Consider the following 15,663-nt stretch of genomic DNA (forward strand, 5'->3'; position numbering starts at 1 on the left):
TCCTTATTGCTGTGTGTGAGCATTAAAAGTAGCTTATCCCAATATCAAGAAATGATATTAATCTGGCTCAACCGTTACCTTACCTGTATGCAAGTCTTCTTTCATTATATAAGTCAACAAGTCGTCATCGCACATAATTCTAAAACTACCATCATAATTGAGAGTAACACTTACAGGGTCTGGACATCTATAACCTGATGCAATAACACTAGCCTGCCCTAAACGATCTCTTTGTTCCCTTTTAGCGTCAGCAATTGCCTTTTCCTCTGGGGTTACAGGTTTGGAAGGTTCATCATAAAAGTTCGTTTTTATGACTGCAAAAGCAATAGCAGCTAAAAACAAGTAACGATATTTAAACTTAAAACTATTAACAGGATTTGGCTTAGTGATTATCTTTTGGCCTAAACTCTCGCTAACATTTGGTTCACTCTTGCGATTCTTTTTTGCAATCCATGCTGATGCTGTCTCATTTATTCCTTTATCTTCAGCAGGGGATATCACTTGCTCTTTACCACAAGAGTTACAAAATTTGTCTGTATTACTGATTTCTTTACCACATTCAGAACAGAACATATATTTAATTCCATATAAATATCAGACAGTAAATATAGCTTGTATCTCTCAATAAACGATACTAAATAAATAGATACACATCACAATTATCTAAACAACCTTTCACTTTGGTGGTTATTGGAACAAGCCTACGTTTAATCATGCTTGACCAGCATCGTCTAAAATTTTGGCGATGCTTTATTTCCTCATCGAAGCCCAGAAGAACAACCCACCTACAGCAATCATAGGTATAGAATAACTCAGTGCCTCACCAAGGATTGCAATCACCACCCCTGCCCCAGCAAACCAAGTAAAGAGAAGAAAGCTAATGATGCTTTTGATCTGAGTGTTAGTCATAAAACCTCACAAAAATGATCTTAATCAATAAGTTAAAACAAGACTTCTTTTGCATAGGTTAAACAACTATCAGTGATTTTGAAAACTGGTTGTGTCGATCGAACTCTCTTAATCGATCGGTTAAGTCTATCGATTATACCTATCATATTTCCTTATTTGATTGTTTGTACTGATCAAAAACAGCAGTTAATATAGGGTTTATATAGCCTTTAAATAGCCGATAATGATGGGGTAATGATTTGTCTGGTTAGGCAGTGATTACACAGTTCGTATAAGGCTGTATGCACTTCTAAGCCCCGCCCTATCTGAATCCACAATAAAATGCAGGAAATACCGGATTAAGTGATGTTGCCTCTTAACCCCTCAAAACCATGCAGCAATGAAACTACAAATGAAAAATTTTATTATTGTTTGTTGTTGATATGCATTCTCATATTCATAACACCTAACCACCTCTTTGCTATCTGTTATGTCTGTTTATCATTTGGGTACACCCCAACGATAGGTTAGAAGTCATAGTGAAAAACCTATCATTTAGACCTTGATATAACCTATTTGATAAATTATCATTGAGATAACTTAAATGATAAATGAAGGTGTGATATGAAATATGGATACGCCCGTGTCTCTAGCAAAGGTCAAAATCAAGCGCGACAGCTAGCCGTACTTGAGCCACTGTGTGACGAGGTAGTCACCGAGACTGAATCTGGCAAGACGACTAAAGACAGACCAGAGTTAAAGCGTCTCATGGCCTTGCTACGTTCTGGTGATGAGTTAACAGTTAAATCAATTGATCGACTTGCAAGAAACACCAAAGAACTCTTACAACTAATTGATGTGCTAATCGAGAAAAACGTTAAAGTCACTTTTATTGATAACAATCAGACGTTTGATAATAGTCCTACATCAAGATTGATACTCACTATGATGGGTGCTGTAGCAGAGTTTGAACGAGGGATTATTGCTGCTCGCCGTGATGAAGGGATTGCGATAGCGAAAGAAAAAGGGAAATACAAAGGCAAGCAGGCAAACAAAGAACTGCATGCAAAGGTCTTACGGTTACTTGCAGCAGGTAACAACACGATTGAAGAAATAGCCAAAATTGCACAGTGTGGAGTTGCTACCGTTTACCGTATCAAGAAGACTATGAATAACTAATCACGCCATGCTAGCGCCTTGATAACCATTTATTTAGCCCCCTTTAAGGGGCTGTCTATACATACCCAAAGCTATACACAAACTCTTCTCTACAGCCTTTCTACGCGCTGTAAACAGCTCACGATATTTTAGGATTATAAATGCTGATAATTTGACTGATATTGATTTGCTTAACAGTGCGGACACTGAGACGGATATTTTTAAGGCAAGAAAGTTAGAAAGTAGCCCCTTTTAAAAGAGGCCAAAATGGAGGGGGAATTCTAATAATAAATTACCAGCTCAATTCTTCTTTGCTCGCTTTTAAGTCTTGAGCATACATCATCTGTAGAATTGAATATGAACACATATCTATATCATCACAGTATGTATCAATAACCTTATTCAATAACTCCTTATCTGTTGCTTGAGTTAGTTTTTTGAAAGCAGATAATTCGGATTTCTCCAACATACGTAGAGTTGAAGGGCTATCTATATCAAGCTCCGTCATATTATCTTTAGCATCCTGTTTTATATAATCTAATACTGCATTCTTTTCATTCTCAGAACCATTAAAGGTAGATGGATGCACAAAGCCATCAGGTAGAGCAAAAGCAGATAAAGGAATAAACAGGCCAATTGCCAAAAAAGTAAATTTTAAATTCATAAATTGAAGCTCCCAAAAGCAAAGTCACCGCGTAATTACACTTTTATCATGCAAACTTCTGTTGTGGATAAACCTGCGTTCTAATGAAATGTGAAACAGAGGAGGTTGATCTCCTCCTCTGTTGAGCCTAAGCTCACGGCGGAAAGTTACACATAACTTACACGAAATTCACACATAGTGAGCGACCACGATTTTTAGAGGCAGATGTAAGCTGTTGATTTAGTTATCACTTAGTCGGCAGATTTACTTTTTGGAACATCGCCTCGATATCATCATTAGAACGCAAGGCAACCGCTTTATCCACCACATCACGGGTCAGATGTGGGGCGAAACGCAGAATAAAGTCATACATATAACTGCGCAGGAAAGTGCTGCGGCGGAAACCAATTTTCGTGGTGCTGTAGGTAAAGATATCACGGGCATCAACTATCACCAGATCAGGATCTTGGATCGGATCAACTGCCATACTGGCGATAACCCCCACACCCAACCCTAATCGCACATAGGTTTTAATCACATCGGCATCTGTCGCGGTAAACACAATGCGCGGTGTCAGACCAGCACGATTAAACGCAGTATCCAGCTCAGAACGGCCAGTAAAACCAAAGGTATAAGTCACAATCGGGTATGCTGCCAGCTCTTCAATGCTGACGTGGGTTTTACCTGCTAAAGGATGATCAGGCTTGACTACCACAGCACGGTTCCAGTGATAGCACGGCAACATAATCAGGTCGTCATATAAATGCAGCGCCTCAGTGGCGATAGCAAAATCAGCGCTCCCTTTAGAAACCGCTTCGGCTATTTGGGTCGGCGAGCCTTGATGCATATGGAGCGACACACGCGGGTAGCGCTCGATAAAACCTTTAATCACATTCGGCAATGCATAACGCGCCTGAGTATGGGTAGTGGCTACATACAGCGAACCTTTATCAGGATAGGTATGTTCACCGGCAACGGCTTTGATAGCATCTACTTTGGATAAGACTTCACGGGCAATACGGATGATTTCCAGCCCTGCGGGGGTCACCTGCGTGAGATGTTTGCCACTGCGGGCAAAAATTTGGATACCCAGCTCATCTTCCAGCATTCGGACCTGCTTACTGATCCCCGGCTGCGAGGTATACAGTCCTTCTGCGGTGGACGATACGTTAAGGTTATGATTGACCACCTCAACAATATAACGGAGCTGCTGCAATTTCATATCGATACCATCCTAGGTTGAACACTGTGGGAACGCCACAGTTTGGTATATCGGTATCACCCGGTATGCCGAGAAGTTATTAACTAAAACCCGTAAACTGCATGGTGCGAAGCTGGTCAGTATTGACCTTATAATAACATTAGGTGATAAGAAAATATTTTATATAACTACTATATCATTTCATCGCTAACTGTATATACCCTTCTTACTTGGTATTACAGTACATCAGCCTAAAAATAATAGTATTTTTTGATAAATGCAGACAGTAGCCAAAGTGTAATAACTTTAGCGGATTAACTAAGACTATAAAGCACTTGAGTAGATTAGCCCAATAAAAAAACCAGCCATTGAGGCTGGTTTTTTGTTGTGGTACCGGAGTACCGCACTATAGGCTTAAGTGTACTCCGATCGGTTTAACCACTTATTTTTTCGCTTCAACCCATTTTCCATCGATATAGAAAGCAGACCAACCCGTGGCTTTGCCATCTTTCTCGGATGAAACATACTGCTGTTTGGTTTTACGGCTAAAACGTACCATGGTTTTATTACCTTCTTTATCCGCCACAGGCGCATCAGCCAGATAACGTAATTTTTCAGGTAAACGATCTTTGAAGCGAACTAACTCTTCGACTAACGGCGCACGGGTTTCGCGCGACTTAGGGAAGGTGTTCGCAGCCAGGAACACGCCTGCAGCACCGTCTCGCAACACGAAATAGGCATCTGACTTCTCACAAGGCAGTTCTGGCAACGGTACCGGATCTTCTTTAGGTGGCGCGACTTCACCACTGCGCAAGATTTTACGGGTATTCTTACACTCGTCATTGGTGCAGCCCATGTACTTGCCAAAACGCCCCATTTTCAGATGCATTTCAGAACCACATTTTTCGCACTCAACAATCGGGCCTTCATACCCTTTGATACGGAACTCGCCCTCTTCTATCTCATAACCATCACACGCAGGGTTATTACCGCAAACATGCAATTTACGTTGGTTATCGATGAGATAGCTATCCATTGCCGTACCACATTTCTGGCAACGGCGGCGGGCGCGTAATGCGTTAGTTTCCGCATCATCACCCTCAAGGATATTGAGAATCTCAGCTTCGGGTACCAGATTGATCGTGGTTTTGCAGCGCTCTTTAGGTGGCAATGCATAACCAGAACACCCAAGGAACACACCGGTACTGGCGGTACGAATCCCCATCTGACGGCCACAGGTTGGGCAGTCGATGCTGGTCATCACCATCTGATTCGGGCGCATACCGCCCTCTTCAGGGTCTTTCTCTGCTTTTTCAAGCTGTTCGCTGAATTCGGCAAAGAAACCATCCAGTACAGCTTTCCACTCGGCCTGATCGTTGGCAACCTGATCCAGGCCACTTTCCATGCGCGCGGTAAAATCGTAATTCATCAATTCGCGGAAGTTTTCTTCTAACCGGTCAGTAACGATTTCACCCATTTTCTCGGCATAGAAACGGCGGTTTTCTACCCGCACATAACCACGATCTTGAATGGTCGAAATGATTGATGCATATGTGGATGGACGGCCAATACCCCGTTTTTCCAACTCTTTTACCAGTGATGCTTCGCTGTAACGTGCTGGCGGCTTGGTGAAGTGTTGGCTTGGGATAAGTTTTTGCAAATCCAGATCACTGCCCACTTCAATTACCGGTAAAGTGCGGTCTTCATCGCCTTTACGTAGCGCAGGCATCACCTTAGTCCAACCATCAAAGCGCAGAGTACGCCCTTTCGCCCGCAGTTGGAAATCGCCAGCCTGAACGGTCAACGTGGTGGAGTCATACTTAGCTGGTGTCATCTGGCAAGCCACAAACTGACGCCAAATCAGTTGGTACAGCTTCTGGGCGTCGGCTTCCATATCTTTTAACTGCTCAGCAATCACACTCACATCTGAAGGGCGAATAGCTTCATGCGCTTCTTGCGAATTTTCTTTGCTGCTGTACTGATTAGGCGCAGATGGCAGATACTTATCACCGAAATTGTCGCCAATATAATCACGCACCATGGTCAGCGCATCCTGACTTAAATTGGTGGAGTCAGTACGCATATAGGTGATATGACCTGCTTCATACAAGCGCTGCGCCATCATCATGGTTTTTTTCACACCAAAACTCAGACGGGTACTGGCAGCCTGCTGCAAGGTGGAGGTAATAAACGGCGCGCCGGGCTTGCTACTGGTCGGTTTATCTTCACGATCCAGCACCTTATAGCGCGCATTTTCCAGTAATTTCAGTGCAGCATGCGTCTGTTCGCGATTTACCGGTTTAAACGGCTTGTCATGGGCATGGGTGACTTCCATTTGAATCGGAACTTCACCTTTCGCCAGCAAGTCAGCATGCAGCTCCCAGTACTCTTCGGGAACGAATGCTTTGATATCCCGTTCACGCTCAACAACTAAGCGCACTGCCACTGATTGCACTCGACCGGCAGACAGGCCACGGGCAATTTTTTTCCAGAGCAGCGGGGAGACCATATAACCCACAACCCGATCCATAAAGCGACGAGCTTGCTGGGCATTAACCCGGTTGATATTCAATTCACCCGGTTGATTAAACGCCTGCTGGATGGCATTTTTGGTGATTTCGTTGAAAACCACACGGCTAAAGCGCTTATCATCACCACCAATCACTTCCCGCAAATGCCAGGCAATTGCCTCTCCTTCGCGGTCAAGGTCGGTTGCGAGATAGATGTGGTCAGCGTTTTCGGCTAATGCTTTCAGCTCGGCAACCACTTTTTCTTTGCCGGGCAAAATTTCGTACTGCGCTTTCCAGCCATGATAAGGATCGACGCCCATACGGTTCACTAACGCAACCTTTTCGTCTTTCTTTACTTTAGTCTTGGGCTTGTCGGTTTTCTTGGCTTTATCTTCAGTTGAGTTAGCGCTCTTCTTACTGGCTGATCCACTGGTCGGCAAATCACGAATGTGACCGACACTGGACTTAACCACGTAGTTATTCCCTAAGTATTTATTAATAGTTTTGGCTTTTGCCGGGGACTCAACTATTACGAGGGCTTTACCCATAATGACCTTTACCTAAATTATTTCTTCTAAAAGAAGGTTTTTATCTTGCCGTACCGCGGCATTCTGAATCTCTTTTTTATATTGCGGTACTTTCTCAGGAGATCAACCTGTTTTTTTGATCGGAGCCATAAATGCGCCTGCCGAGTCTTACCTGACGACCCCTCGATCCCTAAAAATTTTTGCCTACACCCAGCACTACAGCAGCGAATTCTGCCTCATGGCGTCAACAAAACCTTCCACCTAATAGTATAAAATCCCACACTGTACCTGATAAAAAGCGCTACGCAACCTAATTAGCGAGGAATATGAATTTATCCAATCACGGCTACAAAACAGCCAGAGGCTCGAATAAACCTTAGCCGGTTTGCGAACAAATGCTAACCCGCAGTACAATAGTGAGAGAAATTACATTGTAGTAAGGAGATATAATGCACGGAAACACAGCACCGATTGAGCGTAATAAATTATTAGCAGAGGCTAATGAGATTATTCGCCAGCACGAAGATTATATGCATGGGATGCAGGCAACTGAGGTTGAGCAAAAAGGGCCAGTATTGGTATTTCGCGGCGAGTTTTTCTTGGATGCAGACGGTTTACCGACAGCGAAAACAACCGCAGTATTTAATATGTTTAAACATTTGGCTCATGTTTTGTCAGCTAAATACCATTTAATCGATTAATTGCCGGTGACTCCTCCCATTATTACATGGCTAATTTCGCCATTGAGCCACAAATAACAGGGGGCTAAGCCCCCTGCCTTCCTTCACTAAAAACCCTATGCTCTCAGATTATAAAAGGGGTTTTTCGCCGCGCTGCCACCAGCGTAATAATAGACGGTCAGCGCTTTCTGCCGCGCTGCCGGTAAAACGATCCATCAGACGTTTGCGTCGCGAATAACGCACACCGATAACTTCATGATTATCCATTTCAGCAATCAATAAATCATCGCTGGTACCAATGGCATCAACCAACCCTTTTTCTTTCGCTTGGGTGCCAAACCAGTGTTCACCGGTCGCAACCGCATCAATGTCCAAAGAGGGCCGCTGTTGCTGTACGAACTGTTTGAATAACAGGTGCGTTTCATTCAGATCTTCACGGAATTTCTCGCGCCCTTGTTCAGTATTCTCACCAAATAATGTCAGTGTGCGTTTAAACTCACCAGCAGTATGCAGTTCTACATCAATATCGTTCTTTTTCAGCAAGCGGTGGAAGTTCGGGATTTGGGCCACAACACCGATAGAGCCAATAATAGCAAAGGGCGCGCTAATAATACGATCAGCCACACAAGCCATCATATATCCCCCACTGGCAGCTACTTTATCGACCGCCACCGTCAGGCGAATCCCTTTATGGCGCAAGCGCTCCAATTGCGAGGCGGCTAAACCATAACCATGCACTACGCCACCAGGGCTTTCGAGTCGCAGCAGCACTTCATCTTGCGCGCTAGCAACCGCCAGAACCGCAGAAATCTCTTCTCGCAATGACGTCACTTCATGTGCATCAATGCTACCTTTAAAATCAATTACATATAGGCAGGGTTTTACCGCTGCCACCGCACCGGCTTTGGCGCGCTGTTTCTTCAGCTTTTGATCCGCTTTTTGCTGCTTCTTAAACTCTTTGCTCCAGTTTTTTTGTTCTGCATGGCTCATGCGCGCTAGCCGCATTTCCCGCTGAATTTCCTTATATTGCTCACCCAAATCAACCAGATTCAATTCACCCCGTTGCCCTTGTTTTCTCATCCCTTGGCTGACAACCAGTAACACTACCGCACCAATGGCGACCACAATCGTCACTACTTTGGCTAGAAACAGTCCGTACAGAGAAATTAACTCCACAAATACCGCCTTTATTCATCTGCTATTAGAGAGATATCTGCATTCTAGCGAACCCGTAAGCTGCCGTCTTGCGCAAATGAAAAATTGCATTGGTTTCGCTTAAATATAAGAATGTAAGAGATATCGCGGCATGCCTGAATAAAATATCCGCCGCCAGTAAGAGGAATAACTATGCATTATCAACCTAAAGACGATCTGCTCAATAACCGCACTATACTGGTGACGGGAGCAGGCGATGGTATTGGTCGCGAAGCGGCACTGACCTATGCCCGTTTTGGTGCTCGTCTGGTGTTAGTTGGCCGGACTGAAAGTAAATTAATGGCGGTACAACAACAGATAGCTGAGGCTCAAGGGTTGCCCGCTGTAACACTGCCACTTGACCTATTACATGCATCGGAACAAGATTGCCAGCAGCTGGCAGACACCCTAAGTCAGCATGTTTCACATCTGGATGGTGTGTTGCATAATGCCGGTTTATTAGGTGATATAGTTCCGATGGCGCAGCAAAATATAGCCGTCTGGCAGGACGTGATGCAAGTGAATGTAAATGCGACATTTATGCTTACCCAAGCACTTTTACCGCTACTATTGAAATCTCACAGCGCCTCGCTGGTATTCACCAGTTCTAGCGTGGGTCGCCAGGGTCGTTCCGGCTGGGGCGCTTATGCCGTATCCAAATTCGCCACTGAAGGCATGATGCAAGTGCTTGCAGAAGAATATAAACACAGCAATTTGCGGGTGAATTGTATTAACCCGGGCGGCACCCGAACTCAGATGCGGGCATCCGCCTTCCCTGACGAAGATACAACTAAATTAAAAACACCTGCTGATATTATGCCGCTATATCTTTATCTCATGAGCGATGATAGCCGTAGAAAAACCGGCATCAGTTTCGATGCACAACCCGGCCGTAAAGCCGGCCCCGCAGAATAAAGGAACATGTTATGTCTGAAGAACGCCACCAGCAGCGCCAACAAAAAATAAAAGAAAAGGTTGAATCACGGGTTGCGGCAGCACAAGAAACACGCGGTATCATGATTATTTTTACCGGTAACGGTAAAGGTAAGACCACTGCAGCATTTGGCACTGTGACCCGGGCAGTCGGGCATGGTCTGAAAGCGGGGGTGATTCAGTTTATTAAAGGTGAATGGCCTAACGGTGAGAAAAACCTGCTGCAACAGCATGGGGTCGAATTTCAGGTTATGGCGACCGGTTTTACCTGGAATACTCAGAATAGAGAAACTGACACTGCCGCCTGCCAAGGTGTTTGGCAGCACGGTTTGCGCATGTTGGCAGACCCAAGCCTGGATTTAGTGGTGCTCGATGAGCTGACTTATATGGTCGCCTATGACTATCTGCCACTTGATGAGGTCATCACCGCCCTCAAACAGCGCCCTGCCCATCAAACCGTGATTATTACTGGCCGTGGCTGCCACCGCGATTTGTTGGAAATGGCCGATACCGTCAGTGAATTACGCCCGGTCAAACATGCTTTTGATGCCGGAATTAAAGCACAACAAGGTATTGACTGGTAATTCGCAGTATTCATGCAAACCAATGAAATGCCGCAGAGGCAATATCTGCGGCATTTTTCGCTATATATAATGAGATCTAAACTTACGGCCCCTTTTGGCAAACTCAGTTTTCCAAATTACTTCTCTAGAGGGATCATGGGTATTTTTGACGGGGTCAATGTCCCAATGGCGGGAGTTAGTGTTGCCATCCCAGGGACCACTTGGCTTGACGACTGCGCTTGGTGTTGTGTGCTGTCAAAATAGCAGATTTTTTTCAATGGTTTAGGGAGCGAACCACACGTGTTTTGGCAATTGTCACCATAGTGAGAGTAAGAGTGAGGCCCAGCACAAGCATAAGTTACAGATGAGAATCCGGTGCCGACGACAAATAAAATAGCCGCGCTGGTCGTTAACAGAGACTTTTTCATATTAATGCTCCTGAGATTTTAAATCCGAGGGGTATTCCCCAAGAGCAATATAGTCACGCCGAATATTTAGAGACTAGCGGTATCTCATCGTGGTTGACGGTGTGTGTATGTGGTAAAAACATTTATTATAGAAATATTATACTATCCAATAGATGGATGGTGGTTTTTTATACTTCAGGAAGAAACACAATAGCTGACGGAGGGATGTGAATGCTTAAAATCAATGATGGGGAGAAAATGCTCCCTCCCCATTAGACAAATTACCCGCGCTTGTTAGATCCGCGTCGAGCAGTCGTTGCTGCTGGCGCTGCATTACCCGTATTTTGACGAGTAGAACTTTTACGAGCAGAACCTTGACGACCCGCGACCTGACGGCCAGCGACTTCAGTGTGGCGTTTAACCGCACGACGGATTTGATTGGCTTTAACCCGGCGTCGGTCTTTCTCAACAGGCAGTTTACTGACAGTTTCAGAATCCAATTCGACCAACTCACGCAAGTAGTTGGTTGCCTTCAGATCCAATTCGGTCCAGCCACCTCGTGGCAGGCCCTTCGGCAAATTAATATCGCCATAACGCACACGAATCAGGCGGCTAACCTGCACGCCAACAGCTTCCCACAAGCGGCGAACTTCACGGTTGCGCCCTTCGGTCAACGTAACGTTATACCACTGGTTAATCCCCTCTCCGCCTTGGAAGCTAATGGTGCGGAAAGCCGCTGGACCATCTTCCAACTGCACGCCACGGCTAAGTTGTTTGATTTTTTCGTCATCGATTTGACCAAACACCCGCACGGCATATTCGCGTTCAACTTCACGGCTTGGATGCATCAGACGGTTGGCAAGTTCACCGTCAGTGGTGAACAATAATAACCCTGACGTATTAACATCCAGACGGCCTACCGCCACCCAGCGCGAACCGCGCAGTTTAGGTAAACGATCGAATACTGTTGGGCGACCTTCGGGATCATTACGGGTACAGAGTTCACCTTCCGGCTTGTAATACGCCAGAACACGGCAAACAGCCTCTTCAGATTCTTTAATAGAAAGAAGATGACCATCGAGGCGAATTTTGGTGGCCTGAGTGACTTCAACACGATCACCCAGCGTTGATATTTTACCATCAACGCTGACACGGCCTTGTTGGATAATAGTTTCGATTTCCCGACGCGAACCATGACCGGCACGTGCCAAGACTTTCTGTAATTTTTCACCCACAATTTTATCGCCCTGCGGTTTAGGGCTTTGTGGCTTTGAGTTTGGTAATTTTTGGTTTTCTGACTTCTCGCTCATTGAGCAACCTCTAATGTCGCCTTCACAGGCGTCGAATTATATATTGTAATCAACAAGTTAAGCTCGCAATCAAGCGAAACTCACTGAATGTAATACATTTTAGAACACAGCATGGCGCACTAAAAAGGGTGCAGGCGGCCTCACACACTGGTTCGTGACCCGACATATTACACTAATTTCACACTCAAGGATTCAAAAAGTGTCTGACCACCCTTTTCACTTACCCAGAGATCCACAGTGCCATGTCCAAAATGGATAAAAATCGTGCAATACAAGAATAATCCTACACCGATTGGATGCCTGTCTAATTATTTTGTGATCTAAATCAATTTAAGATGTACTCCATCAACTGCCATCTGCAGTGCTAATTCTAACTCGATAAGGCGAGTTTAAACCCGATTAAAAACCAAGCCTTTCTTTTCTCAATTTCTCACTTCTTATTTCTATTCCGTTTTCTTATTTCGATTTTATCTTTCTTGTAATCATTATTATCACCAGGATGTATTCATCTATATGAAACCTATTACAATCCAAAAATTAAATATTATTACCCGCTGCCTGATGGCAACGTTAATGACTGGTGCGGCCTCCAGTGCTTATGCTATTGAGTGTAACGACCCCGCCAGAACATCGGCTGATAGTGCCTGCACGGTCACTACAGCCTCAAGTACTGATATTATCGGCGTATTGGCGCAGGGTTCAGAGAGCACCGATGCCTCCGGGTATACTGTTACTGTCGATACGCCCGCATCCGCCACATTGCAATCTATTCTTGGCGGGTCTGCTGATGCTGTCGCATCAACGTCTAACGTAAGTAATACTGATGCGGTTATGAGCCGTGCTGATGCTAATGGGGCAAGTAATAATAATACGGTTGTCGTCAATAATGGTTTATTTAACGGCGATATTTATGGCGGTTATGCCAGTGCCGATGCCAATAGCGATGCCATGGTAAGCGCTATGGCGATAAGTCACATTGCCGAAAGTGATGCCTATGCAAACGCCAGCAGTAATATGAATACGATCATTATTAACAATGGTGTGTTCAAGGGTGATATTTACGGCGGTTATTCTGTTAGCAATGGCAATGCTTTGGCAAACGCCTACGGTACTGGCAGCATCGCCAGAAGTTTGGCTGATGCGCGCGCCACCAGTGATACCAATAACATTACGATTAATGGCGGTTCGTTTAGTGGCCCTGTGCATGGTGGATATGCCTATACCAATGTGTTTGCTTTTGCCTATGGCGCTAACAGCGTAGATAAAACTCAGGCGAACGCCAGCGCCTCAAGCAGTGGCAATACAATTGTTATTAATGATGGTTCCTTTATTGGTTCTATTTATGGTGGCTACGCAGAAGCTATCACCATGATTGACCAAATAACCCCAGGAGAAAGTAGCAGTATCAGTGTGAAAAGTAATGCCAACACTCTTACGCTGAATGGCGGTGTATTCAGTGGCCTTATTTATGGCGGTTATGCCTCAAGCTTTGGTGGCGCACCAACCCCCGAGAATGCCACTGCAATCAATAACACCATTACGCTGTCAGGCGCTCCGGTATTTAACGCTAATAGTAGTGAAATATGGGGGGGATATGCGGATATGTTCGACGGTATCGCAACCTCATATGGTGATGCTTTCACCGGCAATACTTTTAATTTTTCCGCCAACCCTATCACTCTGAATAAGATCGGTAATTTTGCCTTTTATAATTTCTATCTGAACAACAATATTAAAAATAATGATGTTTTGATTGCACTGACTAACGCGGCTAATATCGACAATGCGGCTATTGCAGTGACCGGTATCAGTAAGGACAGCAACCTGGTCAAGGGTGATGCTATTACGCTTATCTCAAATGTCACCGGGGGTGAGCCGACGTTAAATAACACGCAAAAAGTCACAATTGGTACGGCAAAACTGGCGGATATCAGAGTGTATCGGGAAAATGATGCAGTAAAAGCGTCGTTAGATAGCGTAACCCAATTAAGCCGGGAAAACGGCCCGACCACCGGTTTTGACGCAAACCCACAGACTAAAGCCTATTTGGAAGGCCGTCTGCCAGGCATGTTTTTAATCAATCAAGGCAGCGACCTGCTTGCCGGGTTGGATACAGCACAACTTTACCGTGATGATAATGGGGTGGCACTGTTTGGTCTTACCTCCGGCAGCAAGAGCCGTTACAACACCGGTTCCCACATTGATATGGATAGCTTCGCTTTGACCACCGGTATCACCAAGAATCTGGGGCAACTCACCCTCGGTGGCCTGTTTGAAGCCGGCTGGGGTAGCTATGACGCCTATAATGATTTTAGCGGATTGGCCAGTGTAAAAAGTAACGGAAATGTCGACTATAAAGGTGCAGGTATTATTGCCAACTATGCATTCACTGACGCTATTTACCTCAACAGTTCTCTGCGTGCAGGGCGGGTATCTAGCGACTTTTCTTCTGCTGATTTCGGTGTGAATGGCGGGGTTGCGAGCCATTATGACAGCGCGTCACCTTATGTCAGCGGGCAGCTGAAAACCGGCTATCGCTATGCCATGACGCCGGCGGTGAAACTAGACACCCATGCCAGTATCCTGTCGACTCGAGTGGGCAGTGACAGTGTCACCAATTCCCAGGGTGAGAAGCTGACGTTTTCGGCGTTGAACTCACAGCGTGTGAATACCGGCGTTACTGTTACCTATCATGCCACACCTAAACTGGATGTTATCGGCGGGGTTGCCTATGAATATGAGTTTGATGGTAAAGCCAAGGGGACTATCGATGGGGATAATATCGATTCTGCGGGCATTAAAGGGAGCACGGGCATTGGTGAAGTGGGCATTCGTATCACACCGACTAAAGAAAAGAATCTGTCTATGGACCTGAAACTGTCAGGTTACAGCGGAAAACGCGAAGGTGTAGCTGGCGGGCTTAGTGTGAAATATGCCTTCTAACACCCGTGATTGAGCATGTCATCTGGGTTGGATACCGGTACCTTTCGGTTATGCCGTATCCAACACCCCAGATATTAAAGATATTTAGCGGAACGGCGTGGCGTCCCCCGCTCCTTCACGAATAACTTCAGGAGAGGAATCAGTCAGATCAATAACTGTAGTGGGTTGCTGCCCTAATGAACCGCCATGGATGATTAAATCCACTTGCTTACCGAGATGGTCTTTGATCTCTTCCGGGTCGGATTCAGCAAAGTCATTACCCGGTAGCATCAATGTCGTCGACATCAAAGGCTCGCCTAATACATCCAGCAACGCCAGCGCAATAGGGTTAGAAGGCACACGTAAACCAATAGTTTTACGTTTGTCATTCATCAAACGCCGAGGAACTTCTTTCGTCGCCTTCAATATAAAGGTGTAATTACCCGGGGTATTATTTTTGATAAGTCGAAACGCTGAATTATCAACATATGCATAAGTCGATAACTCCGACAAATCACGGCACACCAGTGTGAAGTTATGATTACCATCTAATTGACGGATACGGCAAATACGTTCCATTGCCGCTTTATCTTCTAAACGGCAGCCAAGGGCATAACCAGAATCTGTCGGATAAACCACCACCCCGCCCTTGCGTAACACATCAACACTTTGGTTGATCAGTCGCGGCTGAGGGTTTTCCGGGTGTATATAAAAAAATTGACTCATG

At 45.2% G+C, this 15,663-nt stretch carries 13 protein-coding genes and 1 pseudogene; 5 read left to right on the top strand and 9 right to left on the bottom strand.

Going from position 1 to position 15,663, the window contains the following annotated elements:
• Positions 1 to 57 precede the first annotated feature (57 nt).
• Positions 58 to 573 carry a zinc ribbon domain-containing protein gene (locus A6J66_005970; protein PNM23788.1) on the bottom strand — a complete coding sequence of 172 codons (516 nt, stop codon included), beginning with the start codon at positions 571 to 573 and terminating at the stop codon, positions 58 to 60.
• A 939-nt stretch (positions 574 to 1,512) separates the two neighbouring features.
• Between A6J66_005970 and A6J66_005975 the strand changes: the two genes are divergently transcribed.
• Positions 1,513 to 2,067, top strand: coding sequence for a recombinase family protein (locus A6J66_005975; GenBank protein ID PNM23789.1), 555 nt, complete (start codon positions 1,513 to 1,515; stop codon positions 2,065 to 2,067).
• Positions 2,068 to 2,338: 271 nt separating this feature from the next.
• Here the strand turns inward: A6J66_005975 and A6J66_005980 are convergent, their stop codons facing one another.
• The 4 genes and pseudogenes from A6J66_005980 to A6J66_005995 all read right to left on the bottom strand — a co-directional run bounded on the left by A6J66_005980 (position 2,339) and on the right by A6J66_005995 (position 7,284).
• Positions 2,339 to 2,710, bottom strand: coding sequence for a hypothetical protein (locus A6J66_005980; protein PNM23790.1), 372 nt, complete (start codon positions 2,708 to 2,710; stop codon positions 2,339 to 2,341).
• 226 nt (positions 2,711 to 2,936) lie between these two features.
• Entirely contained in the window at positions 2,937 to 3,911 is a 975-nt protein-coding gene (locus A6J66_005985) for an HTH-type transcriptional regulator CysB (GenBank protein ID PNM23791.1), read from the bottom strand.
• A 421-nt stretch (positions 3,912 to 4,332) separates the two neighbouring features.
• Positions 4,333 to 6,948, bottom strand: a complete 2,616-nt coding sequence (gene topA / locus A6J66_005990; protein PNM23792.1) for a type I DNA topoisomerase — start codon at positions 6,946 to 6,948, stop codon at positions 4,333 to 4,335.
• Positions 6,949 to 6,974: 26 nt separating this feature from the next.
• A pseudogene (locus A6J66_005995) lies at positions 6,975 to 7,284 on the bottom strand (hypothetical protein).
• Positions 7,285 to 7,376: 92 nt separating this feature from the next.
• Here A6J66_005995 and A6J66_006000 point away from each other — a divergent pair.
• Positions 7,377 to 7,628 (top strand): hypothetical protein, encoded by a 252-nt coding sequence (locus tag A6J66_006000; protein PNM23793.1) that lies wholly within the window; start codon positions 7,377 to 7,379, stop codon positions 7,626 to 7,628.
• A gap of 108 nt (positions 7,629 to 7,736) precedes the next feature.
• On the opposite strand, the gene A6J66_006005 is transcribed toward A6J66_006000, so the two are convergent.
• Complete coding sequence (locus A6J66_006005) at positions 7,737 to 8,783, bottom strand: protease SohB (protein ID PNM23794.1); 1,047 nt, start codon at positions 8,781 to 8,783, stop codon at positions 7,737 to 7,739.
• A 171-nt stretch (positions 8,784 to 8,954) separates the two neighbouring features.
• On the opposite strand from A6J66_006005, the gene A6J66_006010 reads away from it, so the two are divergent.
• Both A6J66_006010 and cobO read left to right on the top strand, forming a co-directional pair.
• Positions 8,955 to 9,716, top strand: coding sequence for a YciK family oxidoreductase (locus tag A6J66_006010; protein PNM23795.1), 762 nt, complete (start codon positions 8,955 to 8,957; stop codon positions 9,714 to 9,716).
• 11 nt (positions 9,717 to 9,727) lie between these two features.
• A complete protein-coding gene (gene cobO / locus A6J66_006015) occupies positions 9,728 to 10,318 on the top strand; it encodes a cob(I)yrinic acid a,c-diamide adenosyltransferase (protein ID PNM23796.1) in 591 nt (196 codons plus the stop codon).
• Between the two features lie 116 nt (positions 10,319 to 10,434).
• Here the strand turns inward: cobO and A6J66_006020 are convergent, their stop codons facing one another.
• Together A6J66_006020 and A6J66_006025 are read right to left on the bottom strand one after the other, a co-directional pair.
• Positions 10,435 to 10,725, bottom strand: a complete 291-nt coding sequence (locus tag A6J66_006020; protein ID PNM23797.1) for a hypothetical protein — start codon at positions 10,723 to 10,725, stop codon at positions 10,435 to 10,437.
• A gap of 260 nt (positions 10,726 to 10,985) precedes the next feature.
• Positions 10,986 to 12,014, bottom strand: a complete 1,029-nt coding sequence (locus A6J66_006025; GenBank protein ID PNM23798.1) for a 23S rRNA pseudouridine(2605) synthase RluB — start codon at positions 12,012 to 12,014, stop codon at positions 10,986 to 10,988.
• A 513-nt stretch (positions 12,015 to 12,527) separates the two neighbouring features.
• On the opposite strand from A6J66_006025, the gene A6J66_006030 reads away from it, so the two are divergent.
• Positions 12,528 to 14,957 carry a hypothetical protein gene (locus A6J66_006030; GenBank protein PNM23799.1) on the top strand — a complete coding sequence of 810 codons (2,430 nt, stop codon included), beginning with the start codon at positions 12,528 to 12,530 and terminating at the stop codon, positions 14,955 to 14,957.
• 84 nt (positions 14,958 to 15,041) lie between these two features.
• Here the strand turns inward: A6J66_006030 and A6J66_006035 are convergent, their stop codons facing one another.
• Positions 15,042 to 15,662 (bottom strand): threonylcarbamoyl-AMP synthase, encoded by a 621-nt coding sequence (locus tag A6J66_006035; GenBank protein ID PNM23800.1) that lies wholly within the window; start codon positions 15,660 to 15,662, stop codon positions 15,042 to 15,044.
• Position 15,663 lies beyond the last annotated feature (1 nt).

This window comes from Yersinia enterocolitica, from assembly GCA_002082245.2.
Classification (GTDB): Bacteria; Pseudomonadota; Gammaproteobacteria; order Enterobacterales; family Enterobacteriaceae; genus Yersinia; species Yersinia enterocolitica_E.

Bases quoted from the DNA above. Each gene is read 5' to 3' on its own strand.
- A6J66_006025 (PNM23798.1), bottom strand. From the start codon at position 12,014: ATGAGCGAGAAGTCAGAAAACCAAAAATTACCAAACTCAAAGCCACAA.
- A6J66_005975 (PNM23789.1), top strand. From the start codon at position 1,513: ATGAAATATGGATACGCCCGTGTCTCTAGCAAAGGTCAAAATCAAGCG.
- topA (PNM23792.1), bottom strand. From the start codon at position 6,948: ATGGGTAAAGCCCTCGTAATAGTTGAGTCCCCGGCAAAAGCCAAAACT.
- A6J66_006000 (PNM23793.1), top strand. From the start codon at position 7,377: ATGCACGGAAACACAGCACCGATTGAGCGTAATAAATTATTAGCAGAG.
- A6J66_006020 (PNM23797.1), bottom strand. From the start codon at position 10,725: ATGAAAAAGTCTCTGTTAACGACCAGCGCGGCTATTTTATTTGTCGTC.
- cobO (PNM23796.1), top strand. From the start codon at position 9,728: ATGTCTGAAGAACGCCACCAGCAGCGCCAACAAAAAATAAAAGAAAAG.
- A6J66_006030 (PNM23799.1), top strand. From the start codon at position 12,528: ATGAAACCTATTACAATCCAAAAATTAAATATTATTACCCGCTGCCTG.
- A6J66_006035 (PNM23800.1), bottom strand. From the start codon at position 15,662: ATGAGTCAATTTTTTTATATACACCCGGAAAACCCTCAGCCGCGACTG.
- A6J66_005985 (PNM23791.1), bottom strand. From the start codon at position 3,911: ATGAAATTGCAGCAGCTCCGTTATATTGTTGAGGTGGTCAATCATAAC.
- A6J66_005980 (PNM23790.1), bottom strand. From the start codon at position 2,710: ATGAATTTAAAATTTACTTTTTTGGCAATTGGCCTGTTTATTCCTTTA.
- A6J66_005970 (PNM23788.1), bottom strand. From the start codon at position 573: ATGTTCTGTTCTGAATGTGGTAAAGAAATCAGTAATACAGACAAATTT.
- A6J66_006010 (PNM23795.1), top strand. From the start codon at position 8,955: ATGCATTATCAACCTAAAGACGATCTGCTCAATAACCGCACTATACTG.